Raw genomic sequence first — 14836 nt, 5'->3', positions numbered from 1 at the left:
GGAAGTTAAGTGAAATTGATTAAATTCAACCTCGCGATAGCATTTACCTATAACCATCGATTACTTGGCGTTACTGCCTATTACCAAGGCCCCACGACATAGCCAAGCTGCTCAGGAAGCCAGAGTGCTATGCCTGGCATGAGCATAACCAGCAAAAGGCTAACGCTCATGGCCGCGATAAACACCAACGCCCACCCAATGGTATGTTCCAGGCGAATATTAGCAATACGTGTTGTAACCATCAGGTTAACCGCCACTGGAGGCGTAAACTGACCGATGGCAATGTTCATAGCCAGCAGAATGCCAAACCAGACCGGGTTCCAGCCAAAGTGATTCATCAACGGCAGTACAATGGGGATGAGAATCAGATAAATCGATATCGCATCCAGCAACATACCGGCAATTAGCACCAGCACCATAACCAACCCCAACAATACCCAGCCATTTTCAGACAGCGACAAAAGCGCATCGGCCAGATGCTGGAAGGTGCCCAGCGTTGTCCCTGCCCAGGCGAAAATACCCGCCAGCGCAATGATCAGCATAACCACGCCGGATGTCACTGCAGCATCGGTCATCAATTCAAACAGGCTACGGAAGCTCAGGTTTCGGTATACAAGCGTGCCTACAATTACGCCATAGGTTACCGCTACCACCGCAGCTTCGGTGGGCGTGAACAAGCCTGAGCGTAAGCCACCCAGAATAATAACAGGGGCAAAAAGAGCCGGCAGTGCCGCTTTGAAGCTGGGCCAAAAAGGGGGGCGCTCAGATGCCTCCGGGTTTTCCCAACCGTATTTGCGGGCCAGGTAAACTGCTGGCACCAGCAAAGACAAACCCGCCAGAATGCCCGGGAACAACCCGGCTGCAAACAGCGCCCGCAAATCCACACCCGGCACCACTATGGAGTAAAGAATCAGCGCTATGGAAGGTGGAATGAGGATCGCAGTAGACGACGACGCGGCAATCAGCGCAGCTGAAAACGGCTGTGGATAACCCGCCTTGCGCATACTGGGCAGCATAACCATGGCCACAGCCGCCGCATCTGCAGGCCCTGAGCCGCTCATGCCACCCATAATCAGGCACACCAGTACCGCCACAACCGTAAGGCTGCCATGCCGCGGCCCTATAATCGCCTGGGCAAAACGCACCAGGCTGGCAGCCACACCTGCTCGCTCAAAAATAAGACCGGTGAGAATAAACAAAGGGATCGCGATCAGCGGATACTTGGCAACGCTGTTGTAGGTATTGGTGCCGAAGGTCGCCAGCATATCCGGTGACAACCCCGATACTATACCCACCAATCCACCCAAACCCAGAGCGATAGCCACTGGAACACCCAGCAACAACGCCAGCAAAAAACTGCCGATCATCAAAATATCAGGACTCATGAATCACCTCCGGGGCTTTCTTTCCACGCAAGCGATCAATGAGGTTTTGGGTCATGCGAACAATGATTGCACCCGCCAACACGGGCAACCAGATGACATAAATCCAGTTTGGCAGGCCCAATCCCGGTGACAACGACTCCCAATCGTACTCCTGCATCGCAAAAATACTTCCGTACCATGCGGTAACGCCCATAACAGCAACACCCGCAAGCCATTGCAGAACAAAAAGCCCCTTCAATGCAGCTGGCGGCAAATAGTGTTCAACCAATTCAATGCGAATGTGCTGATTGTCGCGGGCAGCAACAGCCGCTCCGCCAAACGTGAGCAACACCAACAGGAACACCGAAAACTCCTCGGTGAATGCAAAGGAAGCATCCGTGGTGTAACGGACAACCACGTTGCCAAGGCTGATCAGGCAAATAGTAATCAGGGCAACGGATGCCAACCAGGCTTCCGGACGGAACTTGGGGGGTCGGGGGGGCATGAATACTCCGGGTTCTGGTATCAGCACCCGTCACACAAGGGCGAATGCTGATACCACGGGCTGTTACTGGTTACGGTTGGCTACGGCCGCTTGAGCCTGTTTCACCAGGTCGTCACCAATACGTGGCGTCCACTTCTTGTATACAGACCGTGTGGCGTTCACGAACGCATCGTGCTGTTCCTGGGTCAACTCGGTAACCGTCACACCACGATCCTTGATAGCTTGCAGTGTTTCCGCCAACTCAGCGCGGGACTTTTCAATTTCCCACGTACCTGCGTCCACGGCTGCCTGCTTCAATAGAGCCTGGTCTTCTGCGTTGAACTGGGCCCAAACGCGGTTGCTAACTGCAAATACCAGCGGGTCGGCCATGTAGTGCCACAGTGTGAGGTGTTCCTGCCCTACCTGATCGATGCGCGCCACATCAAACACTGAAAGCGGGTTTTCCTGACCATCTACAGCCCCAGTAGTCAGTGCCGGCTTGGCGTCTGCCCAGCTCATTTGGGTAGGGTTGGCGCCCAGCGCTGTGAACGTATCCTGGAACAGCGGTGAGCCTACAACCCGAATCTTCAGGCCTTCCAGATCTGAGGGTTCACTAATGGCAAGCTTGGAGTTGGACAACTCCCGAAAGCCATTCTCACCCCAGGCCAACGGCGTTACACCGCGCTTTTCAATCGCCTTGAACACCGCTTCGCCCGCCTCACCCTGGGTGATGGCATCAATGGCAGCGTTATCCGGCATAAGGAATGGAAGGGAGAAAAGGTTCAGTTCAGGCACCTGAGGCGACCAGTTAATGGTTGAACCCACGGCCATATCAATCAGCCCCGAACGCATCGCTGAAAACTCTTTGGTCTGGTCTCCAGATACCAATTGGGAGTTGCTGTAAATCTTCATATTAATGCGCCCTTCCGAGCGCTCTTTTACCAGTTCAACCCACTTATCAGCAGCCTGTCCCCAGGGAAACGCCGACGGCAAAACAGTAGAAACTGTGTATTCATCTTTGTATTGAGCGTTCGCCACAGAGCCCAGCAGCAATGCCGCCGCTGCAACTGCAACCAAAGAGCAAGACTTCAACATTTTGTTTTCCTTTTTTATTTGCAAGAGAAAATTCAAAAATCAAGGTACCCAGCACATCGCAGTATTGGGGATTATAGGAGTGGGCGCTATCACGACGCAAAATAAAAGCGCCTGAGGAAAAGTCAGGCTTGCTTGTTTTTGCTCGCAAGTCGCCAGAGCAGTCTACAATTGATGACATACACACCAGACACCCATTATTGTGGATACCATGGCAAGCAACGGACAGATTGAGCCCAGCCTCGACAATGAACAGGAAAGCCAACAGCCCGAGAAAGCGCTGATCAAAGCGGTCAGTATTCGCAGCGCGTCGCTCGTTATTCTCGCCAGCATAGCCACCGTGTATTTTATTAACTGGGCTCAGGCGGTGCTTTTGCCTCTCGTGGTCTCAGTGTTGATCAGCTACGCACTTGATCCGCCGGTATCTGCGCTTGACCGCCTCAGGCTCCCCAGAGCCCTGAGTGCAGCCCTCGTAATGATCGCATTGCTTAGCGCTGTTGCCGCGTCCAGCATCCCACTGCAACGTGAAGCCATGGCCATGCTGGACAAGATTCCTGTGGCTATCAGCAAATTTCAACGTAAAGAAGCAAGCTCCCCCAACGACGAACAAGGGCTGATGGAAAAAGCTCAGACGGCGGCAAGAAAGATCGAGGAATCTACGGCACAGGATCAAAGCGATGATCACCCGCGATTCAGGGGCATAACCTCTGTCCGCATCGTGGATAAACCCGTGGACATTCAACAATACGTGCTGAGGGGATCACCCGCTGCACTGGTGCTGATCTCACAGTGCTTCTCCGTGTTGCTGTTGGTGTACTTCATACTCGCGGCAGGGTCGCTATACAAACGCAAAATCGTGAAACTCTCAGGCCCAACATTCGGGAGAATGCGCAAAGCCGCCCGGATCATGGTCGACTTCCACCACCAGGTTCGGCGATTTCTTTTCGTGATGTTGCTCGGTGCGCTGTTTGTAGGCCTGGTCACTTGGGTGGCATTTCTGGCACTCGGCGTGGAGCAGGCCATGCTGTGGGGGGCAGTTGCCGGTATCGCTAGCGCTATACCCTACCTTGGGCCTTTTCTGGTCGTCATTGGTACCGGTTTTGCGGCGTTTATTCAGTTTGGTGAAATGGACATGGCCATTATCGTCGCCGGTACATCCTTGGCGATCACCAGTGTTCAGGGATACCTTTTGACACCTTGGTTGACCAGCCAGATTTCCAGCCTCAATGCTGTAGCGATCTTTATTGGCCTTCTGTTCTGGGGCTGGCTCTGGGGGCCTGTTGGCTTGATCATAGCGACGCCTATACTCATGATTATAAAGTCTTTATGTGACCACGTTGTGAACCTGCGCCCAGTCGGTGAGCTACTGGGAAAATAGACGGGAGGCACCCCATGTTCGATACAGAAATTCCAATACTGGATATGTTCATTCGGCTCCTTGCCGCCGCCGGGCTGGCCCTCCTTTTAGGATTGGAGCGAGAGTTCAGAGGCAAGGCCGCGGGGTTGCGCTCTCATATGCTTGTGTCGCTGGGGGCTTCTGCTTTTATCATCATGGGCATGCATATACTTTTTGCGACGGCAGAAGGGGATCCTTCCGCGAGAATTGACCCAACCCGGATTGTGGAAGGCGTTGTCGGCGGCATTGGATTTCTTGGGGCAGGTAGCATTATCCAAAGCCGGGGCAGCATTCAGGGCATTACCACCGGTGCTTCTATCTGGATTTCAGGTGCTATTGGCGTGGCTTGCGGCCTGGGAATCTTCGCGCTGGCAGGTATGGTGACCTTGATGGCATTAGTTATTCTGTCGGTGCTCGGCCGCTTTCAGCATGAAGTGATCAATGACGACTGAGACGACAAACTGAAAACTGGAGCGAGTCAGATAGGCCTTTGAGCAAGAGGGAACTTGCTTTTGCGGGCAGCTAACCAATCATCATAATCCGGCAACGTAAGCGGTTTGGCATATAGGTAGCCTTGCACGAGATCACAGCCATGAGCCCGGAGAAACTGCTCATCTCCGATAGTCTCAACGCCTTCAGCCACCACCTGCATGCCCAACTCATGAGCCAAATTAATTGTTGATCGCACGATAGCCTGATTGCCGGGAGACTGCTGCAGATTAGACACGAAGGTGCGGTCAATCTTGAGAACAGAAGCCCGTAGGCTCTGGAGATACGCAAACGAGGAGTAGCCAGTACCGAAATCATCGATAGCGATCGTCACGCCGCTGTCCACCAAATCGTTGATCATTGCCTGGGCTCGATCTTTATCTCCCAGCAAAGCGGTCTCCGTTATCTCACATTCAATATTGAAATAGCCGCTGCTTGAGCTCAGCAAATCTTTGAGGCCGGCAATGAAATTGCGATCCTGGAAAAGGCGCGCAGATAAATTCAGCGCCAAATTGCGCGGCCACTCCTTTTTCTCCCACTCAGCTTCCTGGACAAGAAGGGCCTCCACCACCCAGCGTGTTAATGGTGCAATTTGCCGGGAGGTTTCAGCCACTTCAATTAGCTTGGTCACAGGAACAACCTCACCGGCACTCTGCGGCCAGCGCAGGAGGGCCTCACAGCCAAACGGTGCCAGGGTAGTGAGATCCAGTTTGGGCTGATATACCAGATAGAAAGCATCGTTCTTAATATGGGTGCGAATAGCCGGCACCAGCTCAAGCCTGTGCAAAGCTGCCTGGCTGTCACTTTTGCTATAGCATCGAACAGCTACCCCTTCCCGCTTCCCGATTCGCATGGCATCCGTTGCCTGAAGCAGCAGAGCTTCAGCCGGGTTAGCAGAATTATCATCAGCCGCTTGATAGCCTAAGCCGTCACCGCTTCCAGTCTCCGCGGCGCCGGCAGTTGCTGATACCTGCAGCGGGACTTCACCAGTAATGGCGAGCGTAAGTGGTTGCTCAACATGCTCCAGGAGCTGCTCACAGAACTGATTACCGCCCGCCGAAAAACGCAGACCCGGCAACCACAGTGCAAAACCATCACCACCAATCCGCGCACAATGCCCAAGTTTCCCAACAAAGGTTTCAATATTTTGTGCCACCGCTTTGAGCAACTGGTCACCAGCCAGGTGGCCGTATGTATCGTTTACTTCCCGAAAGTAATCAATATCAATACAGATCAGGCAACCAAGCTGGTTTCGATCCAGGGTTTCATTAACTTTCTCAAAAAATGACGACCGATTGAGCAGACCCGTAAGACTGTCGTACGCAGCGCGATATTCCAGGTCACGCTCCCGCGCAACGCGCTCACTCATGTCTCGAAGCACAACGGTAAAAATGGCATCGCTGGATGTCGCCACCCGGCTAACCGTCGCCTGTGCAGGAATGTGTTTGCCCGAACGGGTAACCAGATAGGTATCAAACGGTGCATCGGGCAGCATCAACAGCCCGTGCCGGGCATCAGGAAGAACATCACTCAGAGAGGAATTCTGCATATCACTTTCCGAGATATCGCAAAGCGTACGAATTGCCTGATTAGACTTGGTAATCAAGCCATTGCGGTCCACGCATAGAATATAATCATTGGTAGTGGCAACAATGCGATCGAGTAATGCTTCGTTATCCCTGAGGCTGATTTGCAGCCAGAGACGCTCCAGAGTGGCGCTGTCGAGCCGAGCGAGACTAATCGCCACATAAACGATGGCGCTCAGGAGCAAAGGCTTGAACACGTCAAAAAGTAAGTTAGCTTCTGTGTATATAAACGCAAAAACACCAAGCCAAATAATGATTAGCAAGCCAAGGACCTGTAGGCCCCGCTGCCATGTGCAACGACTGAATACCACTGTCGCGCCGAGCCAGAAAAGCGCAAGAATGATAAACCCAACCAAAGGAGTGGCCGCATGCAGGCCACCATTTCTAAGGGTTTGAGCGCCCAGTGCTTGAATAACGGCACCAGGAAGCATTTTGTAGATTGGCGTGGCCAGATTATCGCCCAGTTCCACGGCTGTGGATCCAATGATCACATCCCGGCCAAACAACACGTGTTTTGACACCCGCCCCTCAAGAAGATCAATGAAACTAACGTAGCGAAAGGACTTTGGCGAAATGGTGTAATCAATCCAGGTGCCTGCATCGGGCTGTTCCGCCAGGGCATTCCATGCACCCTGATAAAACATGTCCTGCCAGGCAAAGCCCACAGAAAGAAACCGCACCAAACCGTCAGCTGCCGGATACATGTTTACAGAAACCAGCTCAACGCTATCAGCGAGGCCCTGAAGTGGGCGCCGTATCATAAGTTCTGAATCCACCTGACTGCGACGCTGAACAAAAACCGGAAGGTATGTGGGAGTTGTGGCGGAAATCGACTGGATAGCGCTTTCTATCTCTGCGTCTCCGCCCAGACTTGATGAGGCGCTGAAGTCCACATCAATCATCAACGAGCGAATGCCCGCATCACTGAGTGCGTTGATGGCAGAGGCATACACGTTCCGAGGCCAGGGCCACTGCCCAATGGCCTCAATGCTTGCAGAATCAATTTCAAGAATCAGCAGGTTACTGGCCTGCTCTTCTACCATTAAGCCAACAATGCGATCGCGAAGCCCCGCCTCCGCGCGCTCCAGCAAACCTGGCCACGAAAGTAAAGCGAAAACGACGGCGGCCAGCAAGGCGGAGAGAACAACCTTGCTGGCCGGGCGTAAACTGGAAAAGAAACCTGTCTCAGCAGGCATACTCATCAATCATCGTCATCGTCATCGTCATCGTCGTGATCATGCCCATTTCCGTGGCCATTTCCGTGACCGTTTCCATGACCATTCCCGTGGCCATGACCATGACCATGACCGTTGCCGTTGCCGTTGCCGTTGCCGTTGCCCTGATCTTCATCACCTTGATCGCTGCCTGCTACCACGGCCGCCTGCTCAGAGGTCACTTCGGCGATTTCCTCCAACTGGCTCTCAAAACTGGCCGGCTCACCTTCCATAGCTTGCGGTATACTGCCTGCCCCGGAACCGGCAGGGGTAGTCGACGTCGTTTGGTTGAGAGACTGAATGCCCGCCTGCTCGGCGCTAATTCCGGCCACATCACCAGGCGCCAGCATCAAGGTTTCGCCGCTGGCAATGTCTAGCACCTCCAAAGACCCTTCCGTCAAAGTAACAATGGAAGAGGTCTTGGTAGACACGATAACGAAGCGAGTACCTTTCACCGTTGAAACCATAAACGGCGTTTCCACACTGAACTGATCAGGCTGGCGCTCGATATGATAGAAAACCGTACCGAACCACTGCTTGACCCTCGAAACCAGTCCGCCCGACGACGCACCATCAGATTGCAAAGTGATGTGAGAACCCGCTTTGAGTTCGAACTCGGAACCGGATTGGCTCAGTAATCCAGAGCCACCTGCCAACGTCTGAAACTCCACAGGGGCAACCACAGACATTCCTGCGGAAGCGTCTTTCCAGGCTTCACTTTCATTAGCACGAAACTGCACATGTCCTGAGACTTCCTCAACGCGTATCTGCTCTGCAGATACAGACACCGTTGCAAACAACAAAGCGCAACAGACCAGGAAAAACCGAAGAACGCTGTGCTGGGCACCACTGCTATAGGCGCGCATTTTTTTCACTCCCGCTTGATCAATAATTGCACTGTAACGGATGACGCTGTTCTGGCTTAAACTTTTAAACAATGTTTTACAACATTTTATATCTTTAAAGGCTAACCTCTGTACATATTAGACGGACAAACGGCAAACGCTGTGCATGCAAGTGTAACGAGTTGTATCATCTTCCTAATGGCTCTCTGCCTGCCTGCCGTATGCGCATCGGCGCAGGAGCGAACTACAGGCGCGGTCGTTTTCGACGGCGTGTCTGTGTTTGGTCCTGCGCAATTGCTTCCTCTGTATACGGAAAGCCTCGGTAAAACTCCAGACACAGGCCTGAAAACTCGCCTGGCCACACGAACTCGCGACTACTACATCAGCCAGGGCTACCTCGCACCAGCCGTTAGCATTACGGACCATCCCGATAGCGAAAACATCCTCTTAGTGCTCGTTGAAGAGCCTCAGGTCGACGACGTTCAAGTCGCCGGAGGCTCTTCTGGTCAGCAATCTGCTGTTCGCGAACGTTTAACTCCGTTGTTTGAGCGGCCATCGGTTTCACGAAAGGATATCGACAGATTCGCCCGTGCCCTTGAGCAAGGCATCGGTGTGGGCCTGGATACAAACATTGTCGAAACAGCTCCGGGGCGTCATAGGGTTACCTTCACCATTGCTCCCCAAGTCCGGGGCGAGCTTACTTACAGTGCGGAGGGCAGCCAAAGCCTGGGTCAACACATGGTTGCCGGCAAGGTGAGTGTTATCGGCCCCGGAGCAGGCCTCAACGAGGTTTACCTATCTGGCCTTCATACAATCGAATCGGGGGGCTATCGCAATATGGGCGCGGGCTTATCTCTCCCCTCCTCCGAACGCGATACTGTTTATGCCGATATCAGCGCGTCCCGTGCCGTACCTCAGGATAATAACGCCAGCCCGAGCAGAGTGTACCGACGTATTTGGGCAAGACTAATGTGGCGACACGAGCTCATTGAGTCCAACGACCTGTCTCTGGCTCTTGATGGCAGCCTCATTCTTCGGGACTACACGCGGGAAAGGGGTTCTGAAACCGAAGTTGATGAGCGGCTTCGCATGGCGAATGCACGCGCTCTTGCGTATGTGAAGGGTGTAAACAGCACGTCCCGGTTTGGACTTGCAGGCCGGGTTGGCGTTGACGCTCTTGGCGCCGAGCGCAGCGGAACCGGGGCCAACGATGCCCTTGATCTCGACTTCCAGATTATCGATGCGCGCTACACGTTCTGGTATGGATTACCCGCTGACTTTTCGCTGAAACTGGATGTTGCTGGCCAGTACTCTGACGATAATCTTCCTTATTCACAGCGCTTTTCAGTCGGTGGAAGTCAATTCGCCCGAGCCTACGAACCGGGAGAATTCAGCGGCGATTCGGGCATTGGCTCAAAGCTTGAGCTAAGGCGGGGGTACAACAGTGACCTCTGGATTCAGGGCGCGCGCTGGGTGCCCTATATTTACTATGGCATCGCCACCGCGCACGAGAATGAAACCAGTGAAAACAGCTCCGGCGCGGCGTCTGGCATCGGGCTTAGAATGCTGACCCGTGAGATTTCAGCCTATATGGAATTAGGCAAGCCACTGACTGCGGAGTCTGAGCACTTGGGCAAAGATCCCAGATTAACCGGTCGCCTGACGGTTTACTTCTAGTAAATCTTGTCCGCGCCCTCCGGGCGTGATTTAAAGCGCTTGTGCAGCCACAGATACTGATCAGGCAGTTCGCGAACGGTGTCTTCAATGTATCGATTCCACACCTCCGTATCCTTTCGGCTATCGACCCCAAACCCTTCCTGTATTGGAGAGAACACCACGCAATAACGCCCATCAGGCATCCGCAGATGGCTTACGCAAATAACCGAGGCACCCGACACCTTGGCAATGTAGCTCGGGGATGTAATGCACCCGGTTTCCACTCCAAAAAATGGCACATACAGCTCGGTTTTGTGGCCGAAGTCTTGATCGCAGGCAAACCAGACTTCGCCTCCCTTTTTCAGAAAACCCACCATGGGCCGCAACTCGCGCTTGGTAAATGGCCGAATACCAAAGTGACGGCGGCGGCCATTTTCAATCATGCGATCTATAACCGGATTATTATTAGGACGATAGACATATCCGGGCTTCTTCAAGTGCTGGGCCAGCAGAGGCAAGGCAAAATCAAAAATGCTGTAATGGCCCCCGATCAGTAATACACCCCTGCCCTTCTCTTGGGCTTCCCTGAGATGCTCCAACCCCTGCACGTCGGTCATTTCATAATAGGGAGACATATCACGCCACCAGGCATGAGTGCTTTCCAGAAAACCACGGGTGCAGGCAATGAAGTTGTCCTCCACCAGCTGTTTGCGGGCAGCCTCATCCAAGTCAGGAAAACAGACTTCGAGATTCCGGTCGGCGACCCGAGCTCGTGATCTGAGCTTGCGACTCAAAAATCGACCCAGGCGCGCACCAAAGCGCTGCTTAGAGGCCATTGGTAACAAAGACAGCAAATAAAGCAGGAATACAATCGCCCACGAAAGCCAAAAGCGCGGATGCCAAAGGTTCGGGTTTTTCTTCTTAGTCATTCGGGCTATACGTCCTTGCCTGAAAAATTGGCCCGTGAGCCTGACACAATTTCAACTCACAGTGTAGATGAGACTGTGAATTAGTGGATAAATCCACTATCAGACCGCAAAGAACAACAATGACTTTCCGCTGTCCAGCATTGGGGCCATACTGATTGATGCTGCATGGCAGCTTGCACTGATGGCGGTGCATTGATTATTGAGGTAGGTATGATGAGTAAAGGGCAAGATAAAAAAAAGGAAACGAAAAAGAAACCGCTTTTAACGGCAAAAGAGAAGAAGGCGGCCAAAAAATCCAAGAAAAGTGATACCAATGTTCTAGGGAACTAATCCAGCAGGCTTGGGGTCAACCCGAGTGTGTGTTTACCCTCAAGCCGCCAACCCATGAGCTGATAAGGTTTACTGTGCTTTCGCCGCTGAATAATGTTGTTTTGATAGGAATGCCCGGCTCGGGCAAAAGTACCCTGGGCGTTCTCCTGGCCAAGATGGCGGCCTTGGGGTTTGTGGATACAGATCTACTGATTCAATCCCACTCTGGCACAACGTTGCAAGCCATTGTTGATGGCGAAGGCTACAAGGCGTTGCGCAGTATAGAAGAGCAGGTGTTGTGCAATCTGGATGTGAGTGGCCAGGTTATTGCGACCGGCGGCAGCGCCGTATACAGCGACCGCGCAATGCGGCACCTCAAGCAAAACAGCATCGTCGTATTCCTGGACATCTCACTCGCAGCGGTGCGCCAGCGCATCGGCGACTTCAGCCTGCGGGGCATTTCAAAGCGCCCGGACCAATCACTGGAAGACTTGTTTGCAGAGCGATATGAGTTATACACCCGCTACGCCGACGTGGTTATCCAAGGCGAACACAAAAGCCAGAATCAGGTTTTGGAAAAATTACTCAAGGCCACTGCTGAGTTTCAAACCGGCCTCAGCTAACGCCATACCTGCGAGACACTTGCGATCACGCACCAAAGCACCACCATGAGCGGGGATACTCGCCACACAACAAGCAGAGCGAATGCGACCACCGCAATGGCCAAGTCTGCCAGGCTGGTTATTCCACTAGTGAAGATAGGGTTATAAAGGGCTGCGGCCAAGAGGCCAACAACGGCTGCGTTGACTCCGGCAATGGCTCGGCCCGCTGTCGGATTGTTTGAAACGGCACTCCAGAAGGGTAGAACTCCAGCCATCAAAAGAAAGCCAGGGAGAAACATGAAGACCAACGCCGTGGCGGCCATAAGGTAGGTGCTCTCTTCAGGTGAAATAACTGCACCTAGGTAGGCTGAGAAAGAGAACATGGGGCCGGGAACCGCCTGGGCGGCACCGTAGCCAGCCAGGAATTGCTCAGGTGCTACCCAAGCCGTGGAAACAACCGAATCCTGAAGCAAGGGCAACACAACATGCCCACCGCCAAATACCAATGCACCCGCCCGATAGAACGCCTCTGCCACTGATGCATAAACCGGTTCGCCCGTTGCAATAAATGGTAAGCCAAGCAGAAGGCCACCGAAGGTCGCCAGCAGAGCCCCGCCGGTCCGAGGGCCGTAGGAAATCAAAAACCCGCTATCACTCTTTGGTGTGGATACTCCACGGAGATAAAAAACACCAACAACGCCAGCCACTATCACCACGGCAAGTTGGGAAAATGCCGAAGATGCAACCAGTAACGCTGCCGCAGATAACACGGCAATAGCCCTTCTCGGCGTGTCTGGGCACAACTTCTTGGACATGCCTAGAACGGCATCGGCAACCACCGCACAAGCGACAAGCTTTAAACCGTGTATTGCGGCCTCTCCGACAGCACCGGAGAGCAACGGCAACGCAGCGGCAAACGCCACCAGCAGAAGCGCCGATGGCAAGGTGAACCCAACAAAGGCCGCAAGTGCGCCCCACGAGCCGGCGCGAAGCAAACCAAGCGCAAACCCTAGCTGGCTACTGGCCGGGCCCGGCAGGAACTGGCTGATGGCAAGCAACTGCCCGAATTGCTCATCACTCAGCCAGCGGCGACGCTCAACTATCTCCGTTCTGAAGTAACCCAAGTGTGCAACTGGCCCACCGAAAGACGTCAGGCCGAGCTTCAAGAACACCAGGAAAACTTCAGAAACTCGCATCAGTTCCTAGCCTTGCGACTTGTGATCACTGGCAGCCAGCGCGTAATCAATCCCCGCACACACCGCCGCAACCTGCGCGGCATTGCATTGCTCAGGAGTCACACCGGCGCTGTCGGGATAGACCTCAGTGGTGGTTTTGTAAGCTGCGCTGGTGATACTGGCGCACAAACCCAGTTGCGCGAGCGGGTACTGAATAACGCCCCGTGCGACCACTGGCGAGCCGAACATCTCGCCTTTGTCATCAGCCGGAGCGATATGGGTAACCTGCTCCACCGCCTTGATCAACGCCTGCTGGAATTCAGGCTGCGGGTTCTCGCTGTCATCCACCAGATAGAAGCCATCGGGAATCTCACCCGGCTCAAATGGTTTGCCATCCCGGGCGGCCAATGCAGGGCGAAACTCACTTTCGTCGGTGTCAGTCGTCTCGTGCAGGTCCAAGTGCACTATCACACGATCACGGATCGGCACAACCAGTCGCATGAGCGCCGCCGACTCCCCTGCTGCGCTGTTCTGATGGAAGGAGCGATTCGGGTCGATGGCATTCGCGTTCCAGCGATGGATACGCTCGTATGCCCAAGGGCTAACACAAGGGGCGACCAGCAAGTTGATGCGACCCGCGTAATCTTCCCCATGCTGATCCACAAACTGCAGCGCGCCATGCACACCGCTGGTTTCATAGCCATGCACCCCGCCGGTAATCAGGACAACTGGCAAATCATCACGCCAGTCGCGGCTTCGGATCGCCATCAGGGGATATGTCTCAGTGCCGTAGTCCAAGCGACCGTACTCTTCCACATCGAAGCGCGAGCGCAAGCCTTCGATCACACTCAACACCTCGGCTTCATAGCTGCGTTGTTGGCTCTGCCGGGACAACCACTGGGCGCGTTCCTCGGCGCCCCAAGGCGTGCCGGGGGTTCCAATGGGATAGGATTCAGGGGCTGTGTTCATCTTACGCTTATCCTCCTTTGGGGGTGTCGCTTGGAAATATCACTAATTCATCGCCTTCCTGCCAGGGCTGAAACTTGACCATGGCCTGCTGGAATAGCGGGTGTTCCAGCCAGCTCCTCAGCCATTGCTGCAGATTTGGATAAGGCAGGCTGTAAAAAACGTCCCGGTCTACATGGGCGAACTGGCGTACAAAAGGCATGATGCCAATATCTGCGATACTGATGCTATCACCCAGCAGATACGTGTTCTTGGCCAATAGATTCTCTAACGCCTGCAAAAACACCTCGCCCTGCTGCCGGTATTCCAGCTGGCTCAGCTCCGGATGGCGGTCAGCGTACTTATAGCGATCCAGCCAGTGTTTGAATTCGTTATCGTTCCGGTCGATCAGGGCGTTCGCAGATACCAAATCGGTGCTTAACAAACCTTGCGGATCATTCTGCTGCAATGCCCATTCGAGAATTTCCCGGCTTTCCTCAATAACAGGCCGGGTAGAGCTGTCACCTGCTGCCAGCTCCAGAACGGGAACCGTGCCTTTTGGGCTGATCGCCAACATCTGCGCCGGCTTATATTTCAGCACTATCTCGCGCAGCTCCACCTTCATCTGGGCAAACAAGATTCCGAGGCGAGCGCGCATAGCGTAAGGACAACGACGGAAGGAGTACAAGCGGTGCAATGAAACAGTGATAATGTTCCTCCAAGCTTTAATGGAAAAATAAATTAGTATAA

The 14836-nt window shown here is 53.7% G+C and carries 14 protein-coding genes; 5 read left to right on the top strand and 9 right to left on the bottom strand.

The genetic code is table 11. The annotated features are described in order from the left end of the window. Positions 1 to 80: 80 nt before the first annotated feature. The 3 genes from Q0824_RS13810 to Q0824_RS13800 form a co-directional block, all read right to left on the bottom strand. On the bottom strand, positions 81 to 1385 hold the full coding sequence (locus tag Q0824_RS13810; RefSeq protein WP_298451804.1) for a TRAP transporter large permease: 1305 nt from the start codon (positions 1383 to 1385) through the stop codon (positions 81 to 83). Next, positions 1375 to 1869 carry a TRAP transporter small permease gene (locus Q0824_RS13805; RefSeq protein WP_298451800.1) on the bottom strand — a complete coding sequence of 165 codons (495 nt, stop codon included), beginning with the start codon at positions 1867 to 1869 and terminating at the stop codon, positions 1375 to 1377. Before Q0824_RS13805 ends, Q0824_RS13810 begins: the two co-directional genes overlap by 11 nt. 63 nt (positions 1870 to 1932) lie before the next feature. After that, complete coding sequence (locus Q0824_RS13800) at positions 1933 to 2943, bottom strand: DctP family TRAP transporter solute-binding subunit (RefSeq protein ID WP_298451797.1); 1011 nt, start codon at positions 2941 to 2943, stop codon at positions 1933 to 1935. Between the two features lie 208 nt (positions 2944 to 3151). On the opposite strand from Q0824_RS13800, the gene Q0824_RS13795 reads away from it, so the two are divergent. Next, a complete protein-coding gene (locus Q0824_RS13795; RefSeq protein ID WP_298451794.1) occupies positions 3152 to 4318 on the top strand; it encodes an AI-2E family transporter in 1167 nt (388 codons plus the stop codon). Positions 4319 to 4332: 14 nt separating this feature from the next. Further along, complete coding sequence (locus tag Q0824_RS13790; protein ID WP_298451791.1) at positions 4333 to 4788, top strand: MgtC/SapB family protein; 456 nt, start codon at positions 4333 to 4335, stop codon at positions 4786 to 4788. A gap of 26 nt (positions 4789 to 4814) precedes the next feature. On the opposite strand, the gene Q0824_RS13785 is transcribed toward Q0824_RS13790, so the two are convergent. Beyond that, positions 4815 to 7607, bottom strand: coding sequence for an EAL domain-containing protein (locus tag Q0824_RS13785; protein WP_298451789.1), 2793 nt, complete (start codon positions 7605 to 7607; stop codon positions 4815 to 4817). Positions 7608 to 7612: 5 nt separating this feature from the next. After that, complete coding sequence (locus Q0824_RS13780) at positions 7613 to 8491, bottom strand: FecR domain-containing protein (protein ID WP_298451784.1); 879 nt, start codon at positions 8489 to 8491, stop codon at positions 7613 to 7615. Between the two features lie 177 nt (positions 8492 to 8668). Between Q0824_RS13780 and Q0824_RS13775 the strand changes: the two genes are divergently transcribed. Next, on the top strand, positions 8669 to 10147 hold the full coding sequence (locus Q0824_RS13775; RefSeq protein ID WP_298451781.1) for a ShlB/FhaC/HecB family hemolysin secretion/activation protein: 1479 nt from the start codon (positions 8669 to 8671) through the stop codon (positions 10145 to 10147). On the opposite strand, the gene Q0824_RS13770 is transcribed toward Q0824_RS13775, so the two are convergent. Further along, complete coding sequence (locus tag Q0824_RS13770) at positions 10144 to 11055, bottom strand: lysophospholipid acyltransferase family protein (protein ID WP_298451778.1); 912 nt, start codon at positions 11053 to 11055, stop codon at positions 10144 to 10146. The genes Q0824_RS13775 and Q0824_RS13770 overlap by 4 nt on opposite strands. Positions 11056 to 11220: 165 nt before the next feature. Between Q0824_RS13770 and Q0824_RS13765 the strand changes: the two genes are divergently transcribed. Together Q0824_RS13765 and Q0824_RS13760 are read left to right on the top strand one after the other, a co-directional pair. After that, positions 11221 to 11385 carry a hypothetical protein gene (locus Q0824_RS13765; protein ID WP_298452670.1) on the top strand — a complete coding sequence of 55 codons (165 nt, stop codon included), beginning with the start codon at positions 11221 to 11223 and terminating at the stop codon, positions 11383 to 11385. A 74-nt stretch (positions 11386 to 11459) separates the two neighbouring features. Further along, complete coding sequence (locus Q0824_RS13760; protein ID WP_298452623.1) at positions 11460 to 11987, top strand: shikimate kinase; 528 nt, start codon at positions 11460 to 11462, stop codon at positions 11985 to 11987. Here the strand turns inward: Q0824_RS13760 and chrA are convergent. From chrA to Q0824_RS13745, 3 genes are read right to left on the bottom strand one after another with little or no spacing between them, the layout of a single operon-like run. Next, complete coding sequence (chrA, locus tag Q0824_RS13755; RefSeq protein WP_298451775.1) at positions 11984 to 13162, bottom strand: chromate efflux transporter; 1179 nt, start codon at positions 13160 to 13162, stop codon at positions 11984 to 11986. The two genes, Q0824_RS13760 and chrA, sit on opposite strands and share 4 nt — an antisense overlap. Before the next feature lie 6 nt (positions 13163 to 13168). Further along, the gene (locus Q0824_RS13750; protein WP_298451773.1) at positions 13169 to 14110 is read right to left on the bottom strand and encodes a M14 family metallocarboxypeptidase; all 942 of its coding nucleotides are present in this window, start codon (positions 14108 to 14110) and stop codon (positions 13169 to 13171) included. A 7-nt stretch (positions 14111 to 14117) separates the two neighbouring features. Continuing rightward, positions 14118 to 14783: a glutathione S-transferase gene (locus Q0824_RS13745; protein ID WP_298451771.1), complete on the bottom strand. Its 666-nt coding sequence runs from the start codon at positions 14781 to 14783 to the stop codon at positions 14118 to 14120. Between the last annotated feature and the right edge of the window lie 53 nt (positions 14784 to 14836).

The sequence above is a fragment of the uncultured Marinobacter sp. genome, assembly GCF_947488835.1.
Taxonomy (GTDB): Bacteria; Pseudomonadota; Gammaproteobacteria; order Pseudomonadales; family Oleiphilaceae; genus Marinobacter.
The sequence above is the reverse complement of the archived record's forward strand: the minus strand, read 5'-3'. Positions and strand labels throughout refer to the sequence as shown.

What these genes read in the sequence shown, in the direction of transcription:
- Q0824_RS13810 (WP_298451804.1), bottom strand. Translation starts at nt 1,385, where the DNA reads ATGAGTCCTGATATTTTGATGATCGGCAGTTTTTTGCTGGCGTTGTTG.
- Q0824_RS13805 (WP_298451800.1), bottom strand. Translation starts at nt 1,869, where the DNA reads ATGCCCCCCCGACCCCCCAAGTTCCGTCCGGAAGCCTGGTTGGCATCC.
- Q0824_RS13800 (WP_298451797.1), bottom strand. Translation starts at nt 2,943, where the DNA reads ATGTTGAAGTCTTGCTCTTTGGTTGCAGTTGCAGCGGCGGCATTGCTG.
- Q0824_RS13795 (WP_298451794.1), top strand. Translation starts at nt 3,152, where the DNA reads ATGGCAAGCAACGGACAGATTGAGCCCAGCCTCGACAATGAACAGGAA.
- Q0824_RS13790 (WP_298451791.1), top strand. Translation starts at nt 4,333, where the DNA reads ATGTTCGATACAGAAATTCCAATACTGGATATGTTCATTCGGCTCCTT.
- Q0824_RS13785 (WP_298451789.1), bottom strand. Translation starts at nt 7,607, where the DNA reads ATGCCTGCTGAGACAGGTTTCTTTTCCAGTTTACGCCCGGCCAGCAAG.
- Q0824_RS13780 (WP_298451784.1), bottom strand. Translation starts at nt 8,491, where the DNA reads ATGCGCGCCTATAGCAGTGGTGCCCAGCACAGCGTTCTTCGGTTTTTC.
- Q0824_RS13775 (WP_298451781.1), top strand. Translation starts at nt 8,669, where the DNA reads ATGGCTCTCTGCCTGCCTGCCGTATGCGCATCGGCGCAGGAGCGAACT.
- Q0824_RS13770 (WP_298451778.1), bottom strand. Translation starts at nt 11,055, where the DNA reads ATGACTAAGAAGAAAAACCCGAACCTTTGGCATCCGCGCTTTTGGCTT.
- Q0824_RS13765 (WP_298452670.1), top strand. Translation starts at nt 11,221, where the DNA reads ATGGCAGCTTGCACTGATGGCGGTGCATTGATTATTGAGGTAGGTATG.
- chrA (WP_298451775.1), bottom strand. Translation starts at nt 13,162, where the DNA reads ATGCGAGTTTCTGAAGTTTTCCTGGTGTTCTTGAAGCTCGGCCTGACG.
- Q0824_RS13750 (WP_298451773.1), bottom strand. Translation starts at nt 14,110, where the DNA reads ATGAACACAGCCCCTGAATCCTATCCCATTGGAACCCCCGGCACGCCT.